This window comes from Geotalea sp. SG265 (assembly GCF_022808985.1).
GTDB lineage: Bacteria > Desulfobacterota > Desulfuromonadia > Geobacterales > Geobacteraceae > Geotalea.
In genome coordinates this window covers 1-21,770 of the sequence record NZ_JAKZFT010000002.1, presented here as the reverse complement: position 1 = coordinate 21,770, position 21,770 = coordinate 1, and the positions used below count along the sequence as shown (strand labels likewise).

The following is a 21,770-nucleotide window of genomic DNA, read 5'->3' as shown; positions in this document are numbered from 1 at the left end:
AAAAACTACTCTAACCTGTTCTGATAGACGGATGGATTAATGGTGAATCGTGGCATCGCCCTAACATGTATGCTCCTTTTGTGTGTAGCCGGTGTGAAAACCGTGGTCTGCGCAGAAACCTCACCTGTGAAAACGATGAACGGGAATGCGGGAACCAGAGAGGCCGCTACGTCCGGGGAGGCGACCGAGAAGCATCTGCCCAATGACCAGGCCCTGACCCCCTGGCTCCTTGACCCCTCCATATTTGCGGAGGACCAGGGGGACCGCACCGAGAAACGCCTGGTTCCTGAGAAGGAAGTGAAGACCATCAAGGTGATGAACGTGGTCCCTCCCATCCGTTTTCGTACCGGCCGGGCTGATATTCCCGACGAGTATGTGGAGCTTTTGCGGGGGGTGCTGGAAAAGATGCGCGGCCGCCTCAACGTCCGTCTTCACTTCGTCGGCCACGCAGATCCCCAGGCGCTCATCGGCCCCCTCAAAGCTAAATATGGCGACAATACCGGCCTCTCTCGCGAACGAGCCGGGACCGTGGCCGAACATTTCCAGCGCGCCCTCGGTCTTCCGCCGGAAGCCATCTCCTATGAAGGGAAGGGTGACAGCCAACCGATTGCCAGCAATGCCACAGAAGAGGGGCGGGCGCAGAACCGCCGGGTGGAGGTAGAGGTCTGGTATGACGAAATCGGCGAGAAGATGGTGGAAAAGGAAGTAGTCGTTCCCAGCCAGGTGAACCGGGTCAAGATCTGCCGCACCGAGACGGTCTGCAAGATGCGCTACAAGGAAGGGAATGCCCATCGCGTCCGCGTCAGGAACCTGATCGCCCCCATGCACTATGACGCGGCCATGGTCACCGTGCCGGAAGAATTTCAGCACCAGATCGGGCAGGCACTGGTCAACCTCCGTGGTAAGCAGAACATCGCCGTAAAGTTTATTGCCCACAGCGACAATGGCTCCCTCGAGGGGCGTGATGAGCGTATCTATGCAGATCAGAACGGGCTGTCGAAGGCGGTGGCCCGGCGTATTGCCCTGGCGGTCCAGGATGCGCTGAAGGATTCCAAGGTGAAGGTGGAAAGCGACGGCAAGGGGGCTTTACAGCCGGTGGCCACCAACGACACAGCCCAGGGGCGTGCCATGAACCGGCGGGTGGAGGTGGAATTCTGGCACGATGACGCGCTCCAGGAACTCCCCGATGAACCGCAGCTCTGCCCGGAGGAGGCTGGAAACCAAACAGTCACCAGGGTGTACGATCCCCCCTCGGGAGCCATTGCGCCGATCCTGTTCCAGGACGGTAACCCTGTCGTCCCTGATGGCTATACGGACCGGTTGCGACAGCTCATGGACGAGATCAAGGATAAAACCAATGTTCGCCTGCGCTTCGTCGGTTATATCGCCGATGAAAGGCTTGACCGCCGTACTGCGGCCATTTATGGCGACGATATCGGCTGGTCCATGGCGCGCGCCCGCCGGACCATGACTGCCGTGGGCGAGAAGATGGGGCTTGACGCCAAGCACATGGAGTTCGAGGGGCGAGGTTATGTCCAGTCGGCAGATCCGGTGAATACGGGATTTACCCAGTCGTCGGTGTCGCAGGTCCAGGTGCAGATCGTTTATGACGAGCTGGTTCCTCTCAATGATTACGAAGGGGTTGATATTATTCGCATGACCCGCGAAATTAACACCGCTAACCCCTTCAGCCTCAATCTCATGCGTATCTCCGTGGATGGCAAGCAGGTTGACGATCCGAACAAGAGCATCCCGGATGTGCAGCGTTGCACCGACGTGGCCCTCGATTCTGCCAAAATCCAGTTCAAGTACGACAACCTGAAGGCGGAGCCCCGGCTGAATATAACCGCCTGGCCACGCAGCATCCGCTATCAGGACATTCCCGAAACAGATGTTGCCGAAAACCTGGTCCGTTTCCGCCTGTACGCCAACTACCACAGCTTTATAAAAAAGGCAGAGGTGAGGGTATTCGATGAGACTCAGTCTGTCCGTGATACCCCCGTTGCCGTCATTCCCATCGATAGCGAATGGATCGGGACATGGCAGCCCAGTTTTCCATCGTATTCAGCTCCGGGCCGGGAGCTGAAATATCTGGCCCGCGTCTACGATGGGAATGGCAATTTCGACGAGACGACACCCCAGCCCTTGTGGGTGATCGATCACCTCGATCCTTCCATTGCCAAGGCTGATACCGACAGGGAGCTGTTGGCCGGATACGGCGGCAGCCGCATTGCCGTGAGGAATATTCCTGTTGACGGCGGAATGGTCCAGGCATACGGCAGCGCGATCCCGGCGGGATACCGCGCCTGGCTTGCCGGATACCCTGAGCCAGTGGACGGAGAGGGACGCTTCATCGCCGAGGAAATCCTGCCAAAGGGGATGCATACCGTGGAAGTTGCCGTGCTCGACAAGGGCGGCAGCGGTGATCTTTTCCTGCGCGACCTGGAGCTGAAGAAGAAGGATTGGTTTACCGTCGGAATTGCCGACCTGACCCTGTCGGCCAACAAGACCGACGGTCCTGCCCATTTGCTCGCTCCGGACAAGCTCCAGTACAGTAGCGACTTCAATGCCCAGGGACGGCTTGCCTTCTACACGAAAGGGCAGTTCGGTGACGGCTGGGGGCTGACTGCCAGCGCGGATACACGGGAAGGGCCACTTGACGAACTTTTCAGCAACTTCCTGAACAGGTCGCCCGAGGCACTTTTCAGGCGTATCAACCCAGAGTACCATCTCCCCACCTACGGCGATGACAGCACGGTTCAGGAAGACGCGCCGACCAGCGGCAAGTTCTACGCCAAGCTGAAAAAACAGGACAGTTACGGCCTCTGGGGCAATTTCAAGGTGGGCTATACGGACAATGATCTTGCCCAGGTGGACCGGGGGCTATACGGCGGCAATCTCCATTTTCAACCCCAGGGCATCACCAGCTTCGGTGAAAAACGCCTTCTAATCGACGGTTTTGCCGCCCAGCCGGGGACGGCGGCGGGGCGGGACGAGTTTCGCGGCACAGGCGGCTCTCTCTATTACCTGCGCCGGCAGGACATTCTGCAGGGTTCGGAACGGGTGCGTATCGAGGTCCGCGACAAGGACTCGGGTGTCGTGCTCGAGGTCAAGGACCTGGCGCCGAATCTGGATTACGACCTGGACTACCTGCAGGGGCGACTGCTACTGACCCAGCCTCTGAGTTCAACTGCAGCCGATAATCTTCTTGTACACAGTGAGTCCATTGGCGGCAATCCTGTCTTTCTCGTCGTCCGCTACGAATTTACCCCCGGGGTGGAGGACCTGGACACGATCACCTATGGTGGCCGGGCCCACTACTGGCTCAGCGATTATGTCAAGGTGGGCGTGACCGGCAGCGAGGGGACTGACGGCGGTAACGACACCAGCCTTGTCGGCGCGGACCTTACCCTCCGCAAGTCATCCGCCACCTGGCTCAAGCTTGAGACCGGCCGCAGCCAGGGTTCCGATCTCTTCACTTCCAGTTCAACGGATGGCGGCTTCAACAGTACTGTCCAGACCACAGCCGGTCCCGGTACCGCTGCCATGGCCTACCGGATTGATACAAGCCTGGACCTGCAGGATGTCCGCAAGAACTGGCGGGGCCGGCTCACCTTGTACGATCAGGTGTTGGAGGCGGGATATTCGGCGCCCGGGCAGGTTGCCGGCCGGGAAACCTCTCTCATCGGCGGTACCCTGAACCTCCCTTTAACCGACCGGATTGGGCTTACAGTCAAAACCGACCAGCGGACGGTGGACCAGGGGCTCGGGACAAAGTCTGCAGAGCTGAATGTCAATTACCAGGTGGACGAACAGTGGAAGCTCAGCTTTGGTGCGCGCGGGGACAGGCGCAGGGATGAGTCGACGGTGGTTCCCCTGACCCAGGAAGAGGGAGATCGCATCGACAGTGTCGCAAGAGTCACATACGATTCCAGGGCGCGCTGGGACAGTTATCTCTTCACCCAGAAAACCGTTAGGACATCCGGGAACCGCGAAGGTAACGACCGGATCGGCATTGGCGGCGCCTATCGGCTAACCGACCGCTTCAAGGTCAATGGCGAGGCTTCCGAGGGGGACCTGGGTGTGGCTGGCCGGCTTGGCACCGAGTATCTCTACAGTGACCGGACCACCATCTATCTCAATTATGCCTTGGAGAACGAACGTTCCGACAATGGTGTACAGGCCAACAAGGGGAGCATGACGTCGGGCTTCCGCACCCGTTACTCGGACAGTGCCAGTGTCTATGGGGAAGAGCGTTATACCCACGGCGATGTCCCCACCGGTCTTCTCCATACCTACGGGGTCGATCTCTCCCCCACCGATCGTTTGAATTTCGGCAGCAAGGTGGATTTCGGCACGTTGCAGGACAATGAAACCGGTGCCAAAACAAAAAGGAAGGCTGTAGGCGTCAACGTCGGCTACGGATTCGACAAGGTGAAGATAGCGAGCGTTCTTGAGTTTCGGGTGGATGATGCGGAGCAACCGGATACCAGCACCATCGAACGCACCACCTGGCTCCTGAAAAACAGCTTCAGGTATCAACTGACCCCTGACTGGCGGCTGATCGGCAAGCTCAACTACTCCCAGAGCACGAGTTCCCAGGACCAGTACTACGACAGCAGCTATACCGAGGGGGTGGTGGGCTATGCCTATCGGCCGGTCGACAATGACCGGCTCAACGCCCTGTTCAAGTATACCTTCTTCTACAATGTACCGGCAGCAAGTCAGATAAGCGGCACCAGCACCACGGCCGGCGTGCTTCAGCGCAGCCATATCGCTTCGGTCGATGCCATGTACAACCTGACGGAAAGATGGACCGTGGGGGGCAAGTATGCGTACCGGCTCGGGCAGGTGAGCGTGGACCGGGTCAACCCCGAGTATTTCGACAGTCGCGCCCATCTCTTCGTGCTGCGCGCTGACTGGCGTTTCATCCACAGGTGGGACGCCATGGTGGAAGGGCGACTGCTCGACCTGCCCGATGCCCATGACCGGCGAAGCGGCGTTCTCCTGGGGCTCTACCGCCATCTGGGCAACCACATAAAGATCGGCGCCGGCTATAACTTCAGCGATTTTTCCGATGACTTGACTGATCTGGGTTATCGGCACCAGGGGCTGTTCATCAATATTGTCGGGACCATTTAGTGTGACTTCTGCAGTTTACATAACTCCCCCTGACCCCCTCTTAACCTAAGAGGGGGGACTGTTGCACTGCCGGCTAAAGAACGTCCCTCCCCTTAGTTTAAGGGGAGGACAGGTGGGGTTCGAAGGAAATTTGACAAAGCGGGATCAATCGAGGTGGCAACTATGTATAAAGTTCTGAAGGTGATCGTTTTGGGAATATCGGCACTGGTGGTAAGCATTTCTTCTTATGCCCAGGAAGCCCCCAAGGAACAAGTAAAGGGACTGGATGAACAGGTGCAGGAGATCAAGGGCGATGTCCTTTCCATTGCGGCAGAGCTGAAGCAGCTGGAAGAGAAGCTGCTCTACCCGTCGGACACCCAGCTTGCCATTTTTGTGTCGGTGGCTAAAGGGGAAAAAGTCCGGCTTGATGCCGTCGACATCAAACTGGACGGTACGTCGGTGGCCCATCACCTGTATACCTTCAAAGAGCTGGAAGCGCTGCAAAAAGGTGGCGTGCAGCGGATCTATGTGGGCAACGTCAAAACAGGAGATCATCCGCTGCTGGTGACTGTCATAGGAAAATCAGAGGGGGGCTCGGATTTCCAACGGGAGGAGAGCTTCAAGGTCACGAAAGAGGTGGGTCCGAAGCTGGTCGGGGTTGTCGTGGCCGGAACGGGAATCGGCAGCAAAACTATCACCCTGAAGGACTGGTAGCCATGATAAGGCTGATCCTCATACTGGCCTGCCTGCTGTTGGCAAACATTACACAGGCAGCCGATCTTTACACTGCAAAGGGTTTGAGGGATGTCTACTTTGCAGAGGCGCTCTATCACTCCTTTCAAGGGGATTGGTTTGAGGCAGTCGCACGGCTCGACACCGAGTTGGGGCAGCACCGCCGGGTTGACGAACCGGGGCTCGACAAGCTCCATTATCACCTTGACCAGGCGGAGTTCGGTGTCGGAGACTTCGAGCTGGGCTATCGCATGCATCTGCGGGCAGGGCGCGCCATAACTGCGGTGATCGAGGGGAACGTGGACGAGCCGGTGCGTAATGAGGCGATTTACCGGCTGGCGCGGCTTTACTTCCAGAAAGACCAGCAGGAGGACGCCCTCCACACCTTGGAACGAATTCGCGGCGCCATTCCCCCATCAGTCCGTGATGACCTGCAATTCCTGCGGGGGCAGGTCCTGATGGCCAACGGCAGGTTCCCTGAAGCGGTTCATCTCTTCAAAGACCTTCAGGGGGTGAAGAGCCTGGAAGGATTTGCCGGCTATAACCTGGGGATCGCCCTGATGAAAGAGGGGAAAGAGCAGGATGGGCGGAAGTATCTGGATGAGGCAGGCCGGATTCCAAGTGATAATCCGGCTACCCTGGCCATCAGGGACAAGTCGAACCTGACTCTCGGCTACAAGCTCCTGGATGCCAACGACGCTGAAAACGCCAAGCTGGTCCTTGACCGGGTGCGCTTGAGCGGGCCTTTCTCCAATCGGGCTCTGCTCGGTTCGGGATGGGCGGATGCCTCCCATGCACGGTTCGAGAGAGCACTTGTTCCCTGGACCATCCTTGCCGGGCGCGAGGCCACTGATCCTGCGGTCCAGGAAGCCCTGCTGGCCGTACCCTATGCTTACGGGAAACTGAGTTTTTACGGACGGGCGGCAGTGCTCTACGGCAAAGCGCTTGAGTCGTTCGGCAAGGAAGTGAACAAACTAGGCGCGTCCATCACTTCAGTCAAGGAAGGGAAATTCCTTCAGGCCCTGGTGCGGGAGGAGTTGAAGCAGGATGCCGACTGGGTCGTCAAGCTGCGAAGCCTCCCGGCAGCGCCTGAAACCTATTACCTGCTGGAACTGATGGCTTCCCACGATTTTCAGGAATCCCTGAAGAACTACCTGGACCTGAACGAGCTGCAAAAGAAGCTCACCATCTGGCAGCGGGACCTGGATGCATTCGAGGACGTGATTCAGCAGCGCCGTTCTTATTACCAGCCGCTGCTTCCCCAGATCGACCGTGCCTTCAGGGAACTTGACTCACACATGCGCCTGCGTCTCGAGCAACGGGCCCAGGTGGAAAAGCGCCTGAACGCCATGTTGACAGCGCCTCGCCCCGATTATCTGGCTACCGCGGGGGAACGGATTGCCCTCGAAAAAATAGGCGGTCTGGAAAAGGTTATGGCTGGGAACGGTGCCTCCGCAGAGACCACCGACCGGCTCAGCCGTTTGCGGGGGATACTCCTCTGGGAGATAACCACAGGATATGACCAGCGTCTTACCGATGCCTACAAGGATCTGCATGACCTGAACGAAGCGGTGGACGGGTTGAAGAAGCAGTATAACGCCTTTGTCCGTACCCGTCAGGCTGCCACGCAAAGTTATGAAGGATACGATGATCTGATTCGCCGGGAGCGCGGTCGTATTATATCGGCTCAGGAAAAAGTGAAGGTCCTGATGGCACGTCAGGGAAGCATGCTTGAAACCATGGCGGTCAATGAACTGACCAGGCGCCGCGAGCGGCTTGAACAGTTCCAGATCACCGCACGCTTTGCCATAGCGGACAGTTATGATCGTGCCGCCAAGGCCCAGAGTGAAAAGAGTGTTGGCAACCAGACCGAGAAGGGTGTCGGCAAATGAAGCGAATCGTACTTTTAGTCTTTGCAATCCCGACGATCCTTACCGCATGTCAAACGGTGAGCAGCAGGGAGACCATTGCCCAGTTGCGTAACGTGAACCTCGAGATCAGGGAAGAGGCGATTGAAGGGGGACTTGAGAAAGCGATGGAGAGTTACCAGCGCTTCCTGGAAGATACCCCTGAATCGGCGCTGACCCCCGCGGCAATCCGTCGTCTTGCCGACCTGAAGATAGAGAGGGAATACGGCTACCTTAATGCACCGGCGGCTACGGTCGGACGGGAATTGGCAGCTGCCATGCCTGCTCCGGAGCATGCACAGGTTCCTAAAAGTCCTGTTGCCGGTTCGGCAGAGGCTCCGAAACTCGCCCATGCCGAGTCTCAGTGTGATTTTGAAAAAAGAGCGGTCCAGAGTCCGCAGCTCTCTGCCAAGGGAGGAACGCCGGCCGGTCTTCCCGAAGCCGGCGCCGAAGAGCTGGAGAAATCGGGGGCCTGGGAGGCAATCGCACTCTACAAGAAGCTTCTCGACAAGTACCCGCTTTACAAGGGTAACGACCAGGTTTTGTACCAGATGTCCCGCGCCTATGAGGAACTGGGGCAGACAGAGGATGCCATGGTGGTTATGAACCGGCTGGCCCATGATTTCCCCACTTCTCGCTATATGGATGAGGTGCAGTTCCGACGGGCGGAATATTTCTTTACCCGCAGGAAATATCTCGATGCGGAAGCAGCCTACAAGAGCATCGTCGAGATGGGAGTCGGTTCCCCCTATTACGAACTTGCCCAGTACAAGCTTGGCTGGACCTTCTACAAACAGGAGCTATACGAGGATGGCCTGCAGCGGTTCATTGCTCTCCTGGATCACAAGGTTGCCTCGGGTTACGATTTTGCCCAGACCAAAGACGATCTGGAACGGAAGCGTGTGGATGATACGTTCCGGGTTATCAGCCAGAGCTTTTCCTATCTTCACGGCGCCGAATCGGTCATGGAATTCTTTGATGCCAACGGCAAACGTATCTATGAGGACATCGTCTACAGCAACCTTGGTGAGTACTACTTCGAAAAAAGCCGTTTCGCCGATGCTGCGGCCTCCTACAACGCCTTTGTCAAGCGCAACCCGTTCCATCGCGTGTCGCCCAAGTTCCACATGCGCGTTATTGAAATCCACCTGGCAGGGGGGTTCCCGACTCTGGTGATCGAAGCAAAGAAGCAGTTCGCCAGGAATTACGGCTTACAGGCCGAATACTGGCAGCACTTCAAACCGGCTGCCCGTCCCGATGTCCTTGGTTTCCTCAAGACCAACTTTACCGACCTTGCCCGGCACTACCATTCCCTCTACCAAAGCCCCCAGCATGGCAAGGACAAGAGGGAGAACTTCCAGGAAGCCCTGCACTGGTACGAGGAATTCCTGATCTCGTTCCCGAAGGATGTGGAATCGCCGGCGATCAACTACCAGATGGCCGAACTGCTGCTGGAGAACCGGGCCTTTGCCAGAGCAGCCGTGGAATACGAAAAAACGGCGTACGACTACCCGCGCCACGAAAAGTCGGCTGCTGCCGGTTATGCCGCCATTTATGCCTATCGGGAACATCTGCGCGAGGCCAGCCCGACGGAGAAAGACAAGGTCAGGCGGGAGACCGTGCGGAGTTCGCTCAAATTTGCCGAGACTTATCCGGAGCACGAGAAAGCGGCGATTGTCCTCGGGGCTGCCGCCGACGACCTGTACGATATGAAGGATTACGAGCCGGCTCTGGCTGCAGCCCACAAGCTCATCCAGGCGTTCCCAAAGGCTGAGGCAAGTGTTCTCAGATCGGCGTGGATCGTTGCCGGCCATTCCTGCTACGAGCTCCAGCGTTATGGGGAGGCCGAGGCCGCCTACGTGAAGGTACTGGCCCTGCTGTCCCCGGAAGACAAGAGCCGTGCAGGCTTCGTCGACAATCTGGCAGCATCCATTTACAAACAGGGCGAACAAGCCAACGCCCTCAAGGACTATCGTGCCGCTGCCGACCATTTCCTGCGTGTCGGCCGAATGGCGCCCACGTCGAAATTCAGGGTCAACGCCGAATATGATGCCGCCGTGGCGCTGATCCAGTTGAAGGACTGGAAAGCGGCCGTCACCGTCCTGGCGGGTTTCCGTGATCTTTTCCCCGGGCATGCGCTGCAGCCTGAAGTCACCAGAAAGATCGCCTTTGTTTACAAGGAAGACGGGCAGCTTGCCCTTGCCGCCAATGAATACGAGCGGGTAGAGCGGGAATTCAAGGATGAAGAGGTGAGGAGAGGGGCTCTCATGCTTGCGGCGGACCTGCATCAGCAGACAGGGAACAGCAGGCAGGCCCTCGCCGTTTACCGCCGGTTTGTCGGCTATTTTCCGCAACCGGTCGAGGTCAACCTGGAGATGCGCAACAAGATTGTTGAAATCCTCAAGGGGGAGAATGATCAGAAAGGTTACCTGAACGAACTCAAGGAGATGGTAGCCATCGATGCAGCAGCCGGAACCGGGCGCACGCCCCGGACCCGGTACCTGGCCGGCAAGGCCGCGTTGGTACTGGCCGAACTGACCTATGACCAATTCGTCGAGGTGCGGCTGGTCAAGCCCTTTGAAGCCAACCTGCGCAAAAAGAAAGAGTTGATGAAGACAACCACCCAGGCCTTCAACAAGCTTGTTGAGTATGAAATCGGAGAGATCACGGCTGCGGCGACATTCTATCTCGGTGAGATTCATGCGCACTTCAGCAAAGCCCTGACCACCTCCGAGCGCCCGGAAGGCCTTAATGCCCTGGAACTGCAGGAGTACGAACTGGCAATCGAAGAACAGGCGTTTCCATTCGAAGAAAAGGCGATCCAGATCCACGAAAAGAACCTGGAACTGATCTCCATGGGCATCTACAACTCCTGGATCGACAAAAGTCTGGGAAGATTGGCCAAGCTGGTGCCTGCGCGATACGACAAGCCTGAGGTTGCCAGTGAAATTGTCACTTCGCTGGAAACCTATGCATTTGAAATTGAGAGACCGACACCGCCGGCAATCGTTGTGGTGAAAACCGAGCCCCCGTCTGTGGCCCCTGCCGCTGCAGCGACAGCTGAGCAGGGAGGGTCAGCGGCAGGCGCCATAGTCTCTCATGCTGCCGAGGAAACTCAGAAGGCGGAAGCAGCGCCGCAACCCAAGAAAGAGGCTGCGGTAGCCTCCCGGCGTGCCGGTGGAAATGACAATGGGACAAATGCCAAAGAGAAGAAACATGCTCGTCCGAAGAAAAAATCGGCTGCGAAAAAGGCTGCAGCCCAGCAACGTGCCAAGGGGAATGGAAATGGAACTATTGCCAAGTACTGATGCAATGGGGGGAAGAGCGCAGTGGAGGAGTTTGAACATGCTAGCACTTGCCATTCGTCAACTGCTGTTGGCGGCAAGCCTCTCGTTGCTTGGATGCGCTACTGCGGGCAAAGCCAAAGTAGAACCGATTGAAGCGACGCCTGTCCTGGCAGAAAAGGTTCCCACTCCGCCTGCAGGACCTGTGGTGATGCACTTTACGGACGGGCGTGAAGGGTTTCAGATCAAGGAGTTTTCCTCCATGGGCGCGGGGTTGCGCGCAGACTTTGATCAGGCATCTGCCCTGTTCAAGGAGGCAAAGTACGACAAGGCTATCGAAGTGCTGGAAAAAGTGGTCGCCCAATCACCGGAAATGACGGCGCCACACATCAACGTTGCCATCGCCTATGGACAGATAAAGAAGCCTGAGAAGGCCGAACCCCATCTGAAAAAAGCCCTGGAATTGATTCCTGGGCATCCGGTGGCAAGCAATGAGTACGGATTGCTGTTGCGCAAGGCTGGGCGCTTTGCCGAGAGCCGGCAGATTTATGAAAAATCGCTGGTGGTGTTCCCCGAATATCCGCCGATACACCGGAATCTCGGAATACTCTGTGACCTGTATCTGAACGACTCTGCCTGTGCGCTTAAGGAGTATGAGTTTTACACCAAAGCCATGCCCAAGGATGAACAGGTCAAGCTGTGGATTGCCGGGTTGAATGCACGTTTGGGGCAGCAGTCCGGTAATGCAAAGCAGTAACGTTTGGGAAGACGGTAAAGGGGATCTGCCATGACAGGGGGTTACATATGCAGCTGAAGTACGTTCTTTCGGTTTGCCTGGTCGTTTGTTGGGCAGCCATGGCACTGGCAGACGATACTAAAACCGGTGAGTCTAAAGGAGCTGGTGACTCCGGGCCCAAAATGGTCGGTGGTATGTCAATTGTCGGCAACGACGAGGCGCCGAAATCGCTGTTCATCGTTCCCTGGAAGAGTTCCGAGCTGGGTGTGGAGACCAGCCTGAGCAGAACACTGGACCAGCGTGATGAACCGGTGGATCGCGATGTCTTCCAGCGGGAGCTGGAATTCTACCAGGTCAGCGTCGGCAGGTGAATTTTTAGAGGGCCGGCAGGTTTAGAAGCAATTCCCGCACTCAGCGGGCTATCAAACAGGCAACATCAACAATGAAGGAGGCAGAAGGTGTCAATTATCAGGTTTTTCAAGAGTGGTGGGTTTTTCATGTTTCCGATTCTGATCGTGCTGGCGATCGGTCTGGCCATTGCGTTTGAGCGCTGGGTGCAACTGAAACGTGTCCGGGACGAGAACAAGAAAATGTGGGACCAGCTGCATCCGGTGCTGGCTGAGGGTGATTTTGAAAAAGCCCGCGAAATGGTCAATGAAGACAAATCGGCCATCTCGCAGATGATGGGTATGGGATTGGCACGCCAGGGGGCGGTCAAGCGACGGGAAGACGTGGAAATCGCCATGGAAGAGAGCCTCATGGAGATCATTCCCCAGTTGGAAAAGCGGACTCCTTACCTGGCGCTCCTTTCCAATATCGCCACCCTTTTTGGACTGCTCGGTACGATCATGGGTCTGATCCAGGCATTCGGTGCAGTTGCCACGGCAAGTCCCGCCGAAAAGGCCGCCCTGCTCGCCGCCAGCATTTCCGAGGCGATGAACTGCACCGCCTTCGGCATCATGTCCGCAATCCCGCTTCTGTTGCTCCATGCGCGGCTTACAACGACTACGGGGCAAATAGTGAACAGCATGGAGATGGCATCGGTAAAGGCGCTCAATTCGATCTCCACTTTCAGCAAGCGCCAATTTGACAGGGCTTGATTATGACCAGACGGCATCGTCGGAAAAAAGGGGAACATGAAGATTTCGACACGGATATCATGCACCTTTTGAACCTTACTCCATTGATGGACATCATGACGGTATTGGTGGTCTTTCTGCTTATTACCGCCGTTTTCCTGAGCATTACCATCCAGGAACTGACTGTCCCGACCGCCGCCGGCGGAGCTGCTTCGAACCGGCTGAACTTTTCCATCGAGGTGATTGTCCGCAAAGCAGGACTGGAAGTTGCCAATGGTTCGTCCGTGGTGGCTGCGATTCCGAAGAAGGGCGATCAATACGACCTTGCAACGCTTGCCGCCATACTCGTTCGCCTGAAGTCCCAGTATCCGGACAAGGAAGACGCGACGGTACTGATGGAGCCCGATATTAAATACGACTATCTCATCGAGCTCATGGATGCGGTGCGTGAAACCACGGTGAAGAGCGAAGGCAGCAACCAGCTTCAAAAATATACCCTGTTTCCCAAGGTTTCACTGGGGGATGCACCATGAGCGATATAAAACGATTGCAACGGATGGCGCGTAACAACAAGAAGGGAGACGTCAAGGGTCTGGGCATAAACCTGATCCCGATGATGGATGTCCTGACAGTTCTCGTTTTCTTTCTGCTTTTTCATTCATTCAACGGCACGCTTCCCGATGCAAAGATAACCTTGCCATCATCCGTTGTGGAAAAAAAGCCAAGGGAGACGGTCTCACTGGTCATAACTCCAGAAGTGGTCATGGTACAGGGGGAGCCGGTGATTAATACCACAAAGGTTCTCGACGAGAGCGCATACGGGCTGCGACAGCGGCTGGAGGAGCTTCGCAGCAGTATCGAGAAAACCTCAAAGACTCCTCCCGACAGCATGGAAGTGACAATACTTGCTGATAAAGAGACACCGTTCAAGGTAATCAAAAGAGTAATGTCAACCTGTACAGCTTCTGGATATGGCAAGATTTCCCTTGCCGTTGTCCAGAAAGAACATAAAAAAATAGCGGGGCTGCAGTGAATACATCGATACTAGCGCAGGAATTGGCATCGCTTAACGTGCAGATCGAGCAGGTTCGGGGAGTGCACGCCAAGCTTGAGAGCGAGTTGCGGGGGGTAGAGGCCGAGCTGGAGACTTTTGCTGCTGATCGGCTGCGGTTTGACGCCCTGCGGGATGCATGCAGCGCCCTTGCCCGACTTGACGAGCTGGAGGCGGGCCAGCTTTTCTGGGGGGAACTGGCGGAGATCAAGGGTATCCCCGCACACCTGGAGCGGCTGAGGCAGTGCGTTGCCGAATTTGACGGTGAAATGCGCGGGCTCCTGGAAAAGCAGGCGCATCTCAAGTCACAGGTAGACCAACTGGACGAGGAACTGGAATATCTCCACGACGATATACGCAATGCTTACGCCCGCGATGAACGGCGCAAGGATGAATTCGTTATTGAAAGGGAGATTTCCCCGGTCCCCCATCATCCATTGATCATGCCCTGGAGCCACGACAGCGAGGGTGAACGGCGCTTTCGCCGCTCCGTGCTCATCGCATTGCTCCTCAGCTTCTTTCTCACTGGCATCATAAAAATTGTGAAGCTGCCGGCGCCTCAACGTCCTGTTGTGGCCCAGGTCCCGGAACGGTTGGCGAAACTGGTCAGAAAAGAACCAATAAAACCGGAGCCGGTGAAAAAGCCCAAGGAAGAGAAAAAGGATGAGCGCAAGGAAGAGAAAAAACCGGAAGAAAAAGTGAAAGAGACGCCAAAGGATGAGATAAAAGCGACCCCGGCAGAAAGGGTTGCTGCGAGGACCAAAGCGGAAAGCAGCGGGGTCATGGCATTCAAGAACACCTTTAAGGATCTTATGGACGAAACCCCTGTTGCCAAATTGGGGGTTGAAGCGCGTCTGAGCAATTCGCCACAGGCAGCAGGTGCCGCGCAGGCAAGCCGTTCTCTGGTGGCTATGCAATCGGGGAGCGGTCCCAGCAGTGGTGGTATCAGCAATGCCGCGATCAGCCGGAACATAGGCGTCGGCAACGGTGGAGGCGGAGGAAAAGGCATCGGTCGCCAGGGTGGCTTTGCGCGGGTTCAGAGTTCCATAGCCGGCCTGCCGGGGAAGGAAGCCAAGTCGCTCACTCCGGGGGCTGGTCGCTCACGATCCGATGAGGAGATCCAGATCCTCTTCGATCGCTATAAGGCAGCGCTTTACCGCCTTTACAATGCCGAGTTACGCAAAGATCCGACCCTGCGCGGGAAGATGGTACTGCGGATCACCATCGAACCAAACGGGGCAGTCTCTGCCTGCGCGGTGGAGTCAAGCAACATGAACGCGCCTGATTTCTCCGCTCAGATCGTCGAAAGGGTTAAGAAGTTCAACTTTGGCGCAAAAGACGGGGTCCCCAGGACAACGATCCTCTACCCCATTGACTTCCTCCCGGCGCGGTAAAAGGGCGCGGGGTGGCCGGCATAGGGCGTAGCTGGTGACGGCAGCATGGAAAAAGGGCACGCATCTCCCTTGAAAAGAAGAGAGGCCCTAAAACAAAAGAAGCCCTGACAAACAGGGCTTCTTCTTTTTAAAGAAAGTGTTGCAGGAGAAAAGGACGGGCAGCCAGGGATGCGACAGGCAAAGGGGTAATTGTTGCTGCGCCTAATGACTGACCAAGATGCACAAATGCCTCTCCGAATTGGCGGCAAACTGATTGCGTAACAAAAACAGAGAGGCAACAACAATGTAACTTGAAGGATATGTTGGCAACTTTTGGAAGCATAATCTGGCACATCGTTCGCGAAGAATCAGCTGTTTGCAAGACCTAGTGGAAGCTCGTTATGAACCATAAAGTGGCAGAAAGTTCTAAAAAGGAAGCATAAGTGGTCAGAAAGTTCTTGTCGGCTTTTTAGGCTTCAATCCGACCATCTAATGTGGCGGCTAAAGATAATAGTTTTTCAGAGGTGATTATGCTTCTAGCATTATCTAAAAAAATAATTTCTAAACATACTGCAAAAATGACGCAGCGATCAGGAGATCTTGGGTTGCGAAATAAAGCGCTATAATGTCAATATGTTACATATTGTATGCGCACAATAATCTTGCTGTGGTAAGTCATAATAATCTTGCTTTGGTAAAGCAATCCCGGCGGAATTGCACATTTAACAATTGATGATCATATGCCGACGTCCGCCGATGCTGGAAACTTAAGGGCGTTTGAGTAGAGGGGAGGTGGCTAAAAAGTAATGCCTTTTTGCTTAGAAATTAGAAGGCCATTGCCGCGATTTTGGCGTGGTCACTTCACCTGCGTAAGGAACTTCTTCTTTTATACTTAAACAAGGTTCCAGCGGATAGTCGAACCCTTTCATCGTTGGTCGTGGAAGTCGTTCACGATCCTATCTATGACTTTGGAGCCAAACTCCTTCCCCATATCCTCAAGACCAGCCTCAGCAAACCGCTTCCACCTAGGGCCACAAGATACAAGGTTCGCCCATGCTGTTAGGATATCGTCAGGTCGTTCCTCATGTAAGGCTGAAAGAATTTGATACGCCTGAAGCAAGTCCTTGTTTGCCTTGGCTGTTTGGGTTATATCTCTAACTTGCGAGATGATCAGCTTATGCAAAGCATATCTTGCCGGATGGGGTACATTGACCAGGACGGGATCGGTATCGATTAGCACAGCAGGAATCATATCCTCAACTAGGTAGTTTAGATAGCTGAGGGGTTGAGCAGCACAATTAAACCGTGGGATCATAACAGGCGCATCGGAATCCGAGGTCTTTGGCGTCAGAATGTCAAGGCGCAATTGGCTCTTTCTGATAGTAAACATCGTTGAAGGGTGCTTCAAGTTTAAGGCTGGTACAGGGAAAAAACCCATCTTTAGGCTGTCTATTACATCAGGAATGTCGGACTGTGTTTGTGGTAGAGCAACCGAAACTGATCTTTCGGCAGAAAGATCAACATCCATAGGCAAAATGGTGCCTTGAAACCTTCGAATTCCGAGCATAACGCCAATCGCTGTGAAAGCGTGTCTCCCAATAACAACAGCCCCTGCCCGAAAAACAGCAGCTTCAGCTAGAGCTTTAATGACACGAACCATTGCCTTGTCGGTAACGACACCAAACCCTGCCTTCACCTGCGCTCCTAGCCGCCGAATATTCTCTCTGGCTTCCTGTGACTCAGGTTTGCCTTCTTTATATCGTTGGATCAAGGCATCCGTCTGCTCGTTTTTTTTGCCAACATAAACATAATGAAGCTTCCCACCAGGCAGATAATGCGAAAAATAGACATATTGTTCGCCACCAATAGTCTTGGTAGTAAAATTTCCATTTAAGTCGGAAATGGTGCGGGAAGCTTCAAGTATCTGCATCATCTCCAAGAGCTCCGCATAGAGCGTCCTCGTTTGGATATCAACACGGTTGATATGGTTCATAAGTGACCTCGTGATAGTGATTAGGCATGGGCAACAAATCATATGGTAAAGTAATTTTTTTTGGTGTTACAATAAAAAAATACCTGCGATAACGAGAGGTAAAATAATAACCTATGTTTATTAAAAACATAGGTTATTACATTATATTTAAGGCCATTTCCAAGCCCCTGAAAGTTTTTGCGCCACCAGTTTGGCGCAAATGTTAGGTTTTGCGCCAAAGTTGTGGCGCAAAAAACGGCTCCCATCATTTTTTAGAGATGACACGGCGGAAGAATGGCGCTAATTAGGCTTGCCGATATCGTTTGGAGTGAAAACTCAAAACTCCTTTGATGAAGATGGCTGCTTTACCATTGATCCAACGCGCTGAGCCGATCAAAGAAGTAGAGTGACAAGATCTGGCGGAAGGAATCAACACTGCAATAGATAGAGAATCGGCGCTCTTCATATCGATGTATTCCACATTGACTCCTCAATCGCGGATGTTGTTACAAGCGCTGGCGGCTGAGCCGACCAAACACCCTATGGCGTGGGATTATCTGACTCGTCATCGGTTGTCGAATGCAGCTACTGTCCACTGGTTGCCCTTGTGATTGCCGATCACATTGAAAGCAATGAGCTTGGAGAGATAATTTTTCAGACTTGGTCTAAATTTTTGTGGAGGTCAATCCCGGAATTGATTATTCAGACGTTGTCTGAATAATTCGGTCAGGTGGCCAACATTGATGGAATTTCCTCATCTGGCTCAAGTTGACAGACCCAAAAGGGAAACTGTTGGCAACAGTTTGAAGGGAAGATTGTCCAGATAACGTCTGGACAATCATTCAAGTCCTGCTTTTGCGGTTTTATGACTTTTAATGCCAGAGAGTATAAAAGGCCATTTCCTGTCCCTGTCACCTTTTGCGCCAAGCATGTGGCGCAAAAGGCTCCCATCATTTTTCCGGAGAATTGGCGCTAATAAGGAAGGTTTTTGCTACACATTGTCACCTTCGCAAAGAAGTTCGGACATTTCGAATCGATAGAATACCGCACACTAAACCAATTGTTAACCAACCGTTTAACTGGGAGTATTATACTGGTAGTTAAATGACGAAAGCGTAATGCGACCCCCCTTTCCAAGAGGGCGCAACGATTTGTGCTCCTGCGGTAGCAGGGCCAAATTCAAGAAGTGCTGTGGGAGGTAACTCCATGAGCAACGGAATTGAAATTGAGTGGATGCCAGAGCCGGAAGAACCAGCGGCTGAATCGTACCCATCCCTGATATACGAACCAAAAAGGGTACGTTGCATCGTTGACGAACTTCGAAAAGCATCGATTACAAGTTTCGATGGTTAATCATGACAGCCATCATTTACATGGGACTATGCTATTCGTGGTCTGCAGGCCCCGATTGTGGCTCTTATGCATGGCGACGTGTTTTGTGAAACTATAATTGCCAAACCATCAATAATAAAAAATATTGACAATAAATAAAATAATTAATATTTAGAGGTGAATTAATAATAAAAAATAGTCATTTTCGGCTTCCATGGAGACCGTTAAAATGAAAAAATTGCCTTTGTTTTTTCTCTCTGACCAGCAACAGAGCCAACAGACAGTTCGTGCAGTTAAGGCTGGTCGCGCCCGAAAAATAGGCCCTTCCCTTTATACATCTAATACACTAGATGCTCCTGAGCACATCGTTCGGTTACATGTTTGGCAAATCATTTCACTCCTGCTTCCTGGAGCAGTCGTTAGCCATCGGTCAGCCATTGAAGGAAGTATTTCGCCAGCCGGAAAAGTGTACCTTACTGCCGGGTATAATCGAACAATAAGGCTCCCAGGTCTTGATATTGTGGTTCTAAAGGGTCTAGGCCCGGTTGCGAATATGGACAATCCACTACTTGACCTTTTTATCGCGAGCAAGGAAAGGGCGTTTCTTGAGAATTTATCAGCTACAAAAGTAAGAAGCGGGGCAGAATCTAAAGTTTTGTCGCAGCTTGAGATAGAGGAAAGGCTATCTCAGATACTGGAACGCCAAGGCGAGATGGAGTTGAATAGGCTTCGGGACAAGGCCCGCCAGGTGGCGCAAGAGCTTGACATGCATGCAGAGTTTAAGAGACTAGATGCCTTGATAAGGATTCTACAGGGTACGAAAGAGGGGAAGCTAGTTTCGCCTCGATCTGTGGCGCACAGTGTTGGCGACGGTTATGATGCATCCGCTGTTCAGCGATTCGCCGTGCTTAGGGCGGCGCTGGCCGATGCGGTTTTCCCGAATAGGTTGACACCAAGTGTCGCAAGTAAGTCTTTTTACAACACGGCATTTTTCGATGCGTATTTCACAAATTTCATTGAAGGCAATGAATTTGAGGTCGAGGAGGCGCTCAAGATAATTGACTCAGGCGTAGTACCGAGTGATCGCCCTGAGGACGGATATGGTATTCTAGGTACCTATAAGGTAGTAAGCAGGATTGATGAAATGTGCATTGTGCCGAAATCCTTTGATGACTTTCTGGATATCCTGACAAAGAGGCATGCGATTATCATGGAGGGGCGACCAGACAAGCGCCCTGGGCTGTTTAAAGAAAAGCCAAATGTCGCAGGGTTAACTCGATTCGTAGAACCGCCGCTGGTGCGCGGCACGCTGCGGCAAGGTTACGAATTTTACCGAGGTCTCCACCACCCTTTTGCGCGGGCACTAGCGATGATGTTTTTTGTTTCGGAAGTCCATCCTTTTGATGACGGCAATGGCCGTATTGCACGTGCCATGATGAATGCAGAGCTTGTAGCGGAAGGTCATACTCGGGTGATAGTCCCAACAGTGTTTAGAGGTGAGTATCTGTCAGGACTTAAGAGAATGACGGAACAAACTGACCCAACCGCCTTTATCCGACAGCTTGAGTATTTGCAACAGTTTGTAAGCAGGATTGATTTTTCTGAAATGGATCAATCTATTAAAGTGTTGCGGCACTGCAACGCCTTTGAAAAATCATTTGATGATGTCAGGTTGCGGATGCCGTAGCCAGAGCCTTGGTGAGGGAATCCACCATCAGCGTGACACTAACCTTTTCCACTCCAAACGTAACCGGCTAAACCACCACAGGGGCTCCTTCCTTTTCACCAACAGGTTGCCATAAGTTAAGTGAAATAAGGGCCTTTTTAAACTTAGCATACAGAAAAACAGTCCTAAATGGTTCACCCACTATAAATATAATTAAGCAGTACACTATGCTTCCGCTGAAGAATAACCACATCTGATATAGCTGTTTTGAGTTTAGAAGGTTTATGCCTATGATCGTAAACAATAAAGTGATTATCAAACCAATGATGAAGGAACATACTGCAGCAAGAATGTCCACATTACGAAAATTTCCCACTGCCTTCATTTCATGGACTTCAAAATAGGTGTTCATACGTTTTAGCTCGGACATGCGGAAAACGCCTCGTTCGTAAAGATCCATGATAAAACTGGCTTTAACAGGGTTTGTGTAAAATCCAGAACATAACCTGAATATTTCCTGCTGCCTGAGGTTCAGTATGAAACGATGCTCAGGAGAGGCAGCTTCGCATTTGTCTAGCAAATAAGAATAGCGGTTAAGTCTTAAAGGGAAAAGATAACGTAAAATATTTTTCGCTTTTATAAAAAGCAACACGGCAGTGCCTGATTCCGGTTAGAATTGCGTCGCCAAACGAAAATTCGACCCGAAAGGAGTACACTGCCGTGGAAGAACAGAATACACCAAAGGCGCAAATCATCCAACTGAATGAGAATGCTGTCCGTGATCATCTGGGAGAAATGGTCAGAAGCACTGTCGAAGACACCCTTAACCGTATGCTTGATGCCGAAGCAGATCGCTTATGTAACGCTGAGAAATACCAGCGGCATCAAGCCAGAACTGATACCAGAGCCGGCCATTACCAACGTAAACTCCATACAAAAGCCGGAGAAGTGACTCTGAACATGCCTAAACTTCGGCGACAGACCTTTGAGACGGCGATCATCGAACGCTACCGCAGGCGTGAAGCGTCCGTAGAAGAGGCATTGATCGAGATGTATATAGCTGGTGTGTCAGTTCGCCGCGTCGAGGACATAACAGAAACCTTGTGGGGGACCAAGGTCAGCGCTGGCACCATCAGTAATCTCAACAAGAAGGTCTACGCCAAGATCGAGGAATGGCGCAATCGCCCGATCAAAGGAGAGTTTCCTTACGTATATCTGGATGGGATCGTCCTTAAACGCTCCTGGGCTGGCGAAGTGACAAATGTGTCCGTTCTGGTGGCGATCGGTGTCAATGACCAGGGTTATCGCAAGATCCTCGGCGTCTGCGAAGGGGCCAAAGAAGATAAAGCCGGCTGGTCCGGATTCCTTAGACACCTTAAAGAGCGTGGGCTCTCAGGAGTGCGGCTTTTCATCACCGACGCATGTATTGGTCTTGTCGAATCTCTGGCCGATTTCTACCCTGAAACGAAATGGCAGCGCTGCATTGTCCACTTCTACCGCAATGTTTTCAGCGTCGT

At 53.4% G+C, this 21,770-nt stretch carries 16 protein-coding genes; 13 read left to right on the top strand and 3 right to left on the bottom strand.

Annotated elements, in window-relative coordinates:
- The first annotated feature begins 135 nt into the window (after nt 1-135).
- The 10 genes from ML541_RS18840 (at nt 136) to ML541_RS02535 (ending at nt 15,304) form a co-directional block, all read left to right on the top strand.
- Nucleotides 136-5,142, top strand: a complete 5,007-nt coding sequence (locus tag ML541_RS18840) for an OmpA family protein (RefSeq protein WP_279342337.1) — start codon at nt 136-138, stop codon at nt 5,140-5,142.
- A gap of 162 nt (nt 5,143-5,304) precedes the next feature.
- Complete coding sequence (locus tag ML541_RS02575) at nt 5,305-5,835, top strand: hypothetical protein (RefSeq protein WP_243370435.1); 531 nt, start codon at nt 5,305-5,307, stop codon at nt 5,833-5,835.
- Between the two features lie 2 nt (nt 5,836-5,837).
- On the top strand, nt 5,838-7,745 hold the full coding sequence (locus tag ML541_RS02570) for a hypothetical protein (RefSeq protein ID WP_243370432.1): 1,908 nt from the start codon (nt 5,838-5,840) through the stop codon (nt 7,743-7,745).
- Nucleotides 7,742-11,068, top strand: coding sequence for a tetratricopeptide repeat protein (locus ML541_RS02565; RefSeq protein ID WP_243370430.1), 3,327 nt, complete (start codon nt 7,742-7,744; stop codon nt 11,066-11,068). Before ML541_RS02570 ends, ML541_RS02565 begins: the two co-directional genes overlap by 4 nt.
- 37 nt (nt 11,069-11,105) lie before the next feature.
- A complete protein-coding gene (locus ML541_RS02560) occupies nt 11,106-11,801 on the top strand; it encodes a tetratricopeptide repeat protein (protein WP_243370428.1) in 696 nt (231 codons plus the stop codon).
- Between the two features lie 47 nt (nt 11,802-11,848).
- Nucleotides 11,849-12,151 (top strand): hypothetical protein, encoded by a 303-nt coding sequence (locus ML541_RS02555; RefSeq protein WP_243370426.1) that lies wholly within the window; start codon nt 11,849-11,851, stop codon nt 12,149-12,151.
- A 126-nt stretch (nt 12,152-12,277) separates the two neighbouring features.
- Nucleotides 12,278-12,880, top strand: coding sequence for a MotA/TolQ/ExbB proton channel family protein (locus ML541_RS02550; RefSeq protein ID WP_243370424.1), 603 nt, complete (start codon nt 12,278-12,280; stop codon nt 12,878-12,880).
- Nucleotides 12,881-12,882: 2 nt separating this feature from the next.
- Nucleotides 12,883-13,392, top strand: a complete 510-nt coding sequence (locus ML541_RS02545) for a biopolymer transporter ExbD (RefSeq protein WP_243370422.1) — start codon at nt 12,883-12,885, stop codon at nt 13,390-13,392.
- On the top strand, nt 13,389-13,892 hold the full coding sequence (locus ML541_RS02540) for a biopolymer transporter ExbD (protein ID WP_243370420.1): 504 nt from the start codon (nt 13,389-13,391) through the stop codon (nt 13,890-13,892). The genes ML541_RS02545 and ML541_RS02540 overlap by 4 nt, the downstream gene beginning before the upstream one ends.
- The gene (locus ML541_RS02535) at nt 13,889-15,304 is read left to right on the top strand and encodes an AgmX/PglI C-terminal domain-containing protein (protein WP_243370418.1); all 1,416 of its coding nucleotides are present in this window, start codon (nt 13,889-13,891) and stop codon (nt 15,302-15,304) included. The genes ML541_RS02540 and ML541_RS02535 overlap by 4 nt, the downstream gene beginning before the upstream one ends.
- 904 nt (nt 15,305-16,208) lie before the next feature.
- Here ML541_RS02535 and ML541_RS02530 read toward each other — a convergent pair.
- Together ML541_RS02530 and ML541_RS02525 are read right to left on the bottom strand one after the other, a co-directional pair.
- Complete coding sequence (locus ML541_RS02530; protein ID WP_243370414.1) at nt 16,209-17,276, bottom strand: nucleotidyltransferase domain-containing protein; 1,068 nt, start codon at nt 17,274-17,276, stop codon at nt 16,209-16,211.
- Between the two features lie 283 nt (nt 17,277-17,559).
- On the bottom strand, nt 17,560-17,736 hold the full coding sequence (locus ML541_RS02525; protein ID WP_243370412.1) for a hypothetical protein: 177 nt from the start codon (nt 17,734-17,736) through the stop codon (nt 17,560-17,562).
- 637 nt (nt 17,737-18,373) lie between these two features.
- On the opposite strand from ML541_RS02525, the gene ML541_RS18945 reads away from it, so the two are divergent.
- Together ML541_RS18945 and ML541_RS02520 are read left to right on the top strand one after the other, a co-directional pair.
- The gene (locus ML541_RS18945) at nt 18,374-18,457 is read left to right on the top strand and encodes an SEC-C metal-binding domain-containing protein (RefSeq protein ID WP_347710781.1); all 84 of its coding nucleotides are present in this window, start codon (nt 18,374-18,376) and stop codon (nt 18,455-18,457) included.
- Nucleotides 18,458-18,816: 359 nt separating this feature from the next.
- A complete protein-coding gene (locus tag ML541_RS02520) occupies nt 18,817-20,274 on the top strand; it encodes a Fic family protein (protein WP_243370410.1) in 1,458 nt (485 codons plus the stop codon).
- Between the two features lie 67 nt (nt 20,275-20,341).
- Here ML541_RS02520 and ML541_RS02515 read toward each other — a convergent pair whose 3' ends face one another.
- Complete coding sequence (locus ML541_RS02515) at nt 20,342-20,905, bottom strand: hypothetical protein (RefSeq protein ID WP_243370408.1); 564 nt, start codon at nt 20,903-20,905, stop codon at nt 20,342-20,344.
- Nucleotides 20,906-20,973: 68 nt separating this feature from the next.
- On the opposite strand from ML541_RS02515, the gene ML541_RS02510 reads away from it, so the two are divergent.
- On the top strand, nt 20,974-21,770 hold a 797-nt coding region (locus tag ML541_RS02510; protein ID WP_243370406.1), incomplete at its 3' end, for an IS256 family transposase.

Excerpts from the sequence above, each read along its gene's own strand:
- ML541_RS18840 (WP_279342337.1), top strand. The coding sequence starts at position 136 with ATGAACGGGAATGCGGGAACCAGAGAGGCCGCTACGTCCGGGGAGGCG.
- ML541_RS02575 (WP_243370435.1), top strand. The coding sequence starts at position 5,305 with ATGTATAAAGTTCTGAAGGTGATCGTTTTGGGAATATCGGCACTGGTG.
- ML541_RS02570 (WP_243370432.1), top strand. The coding sequence starts at position 5,838 with ATGATAAGGCTGATCCTCATACTGGCCTGCCTGCTGTTGGCAAACATT.
- ML541_RS02565 (WP_243370430.1), top strand. The coding sequence starts at position 7,742 with ATGAAGCGAATCGTACTTTTAGTCTTTGCAATCCCGACGATCCTTACC.
- ML541_RS02560 (WP_243370428.1), top strand. The coding sequence starts at position 11,106 with ATGCTAGCACTTGCCATTCGTCAACTGCTGTTGGCGGCAAGCCTCTCG.
- ML541_RS02555 (WP_243370426.1), top strand. The coding sequence starts at position 11,849 with ATGCAGCTGAAGTACGTTCTTTCGGTTTGCCTGGTCGTTTGTTGGGCA.
- ML541_RS02550 (WP_243370424.1), top strand. The coding sequence starts at position 12,278 with ATGTTTCCGATTCTGATCGTGCTGGCGATCGGTCTGGCCATTGCGTTT.
- ML541_RS02545 (WP_243370422.1), top strand. The coding sequence starts at position 12,883 with ATGACCAGACGGCATCGTCGGAAAAAAGGGGAACATGAAGATTTCGAC.
- ML541_RS02540 (WP_243370420.1), top strand. The coding sequence starts at position 13,389 with ATGAGCGATATAAAACGATTGCAACGGATGGCGCGTAACAACAAGAAG.
- ML541_RS02530 (WP_243370414.1), bottom strand. The coding sequence starts at position 17,276 with ATGAACCATATCAACCGTGTTGATATCCAAACGAGGACGCTCTATGCG.
- ML541_RS18945 (WP_347710781.1), top strand. The coding sequence starts at position 18,374 with ATGCGACCCCCCTTTCCAAGAGGGCGCAACGATTTGTGCTCCTGCGGT.
- ML541_RS02520 (WP_243370410.1), top strand. The coding sequence starts at position 18,817 with ATGAAAAAATTGCCTTTGTTTTTTCTCTCTGACCAGCAACAGAGCCAA.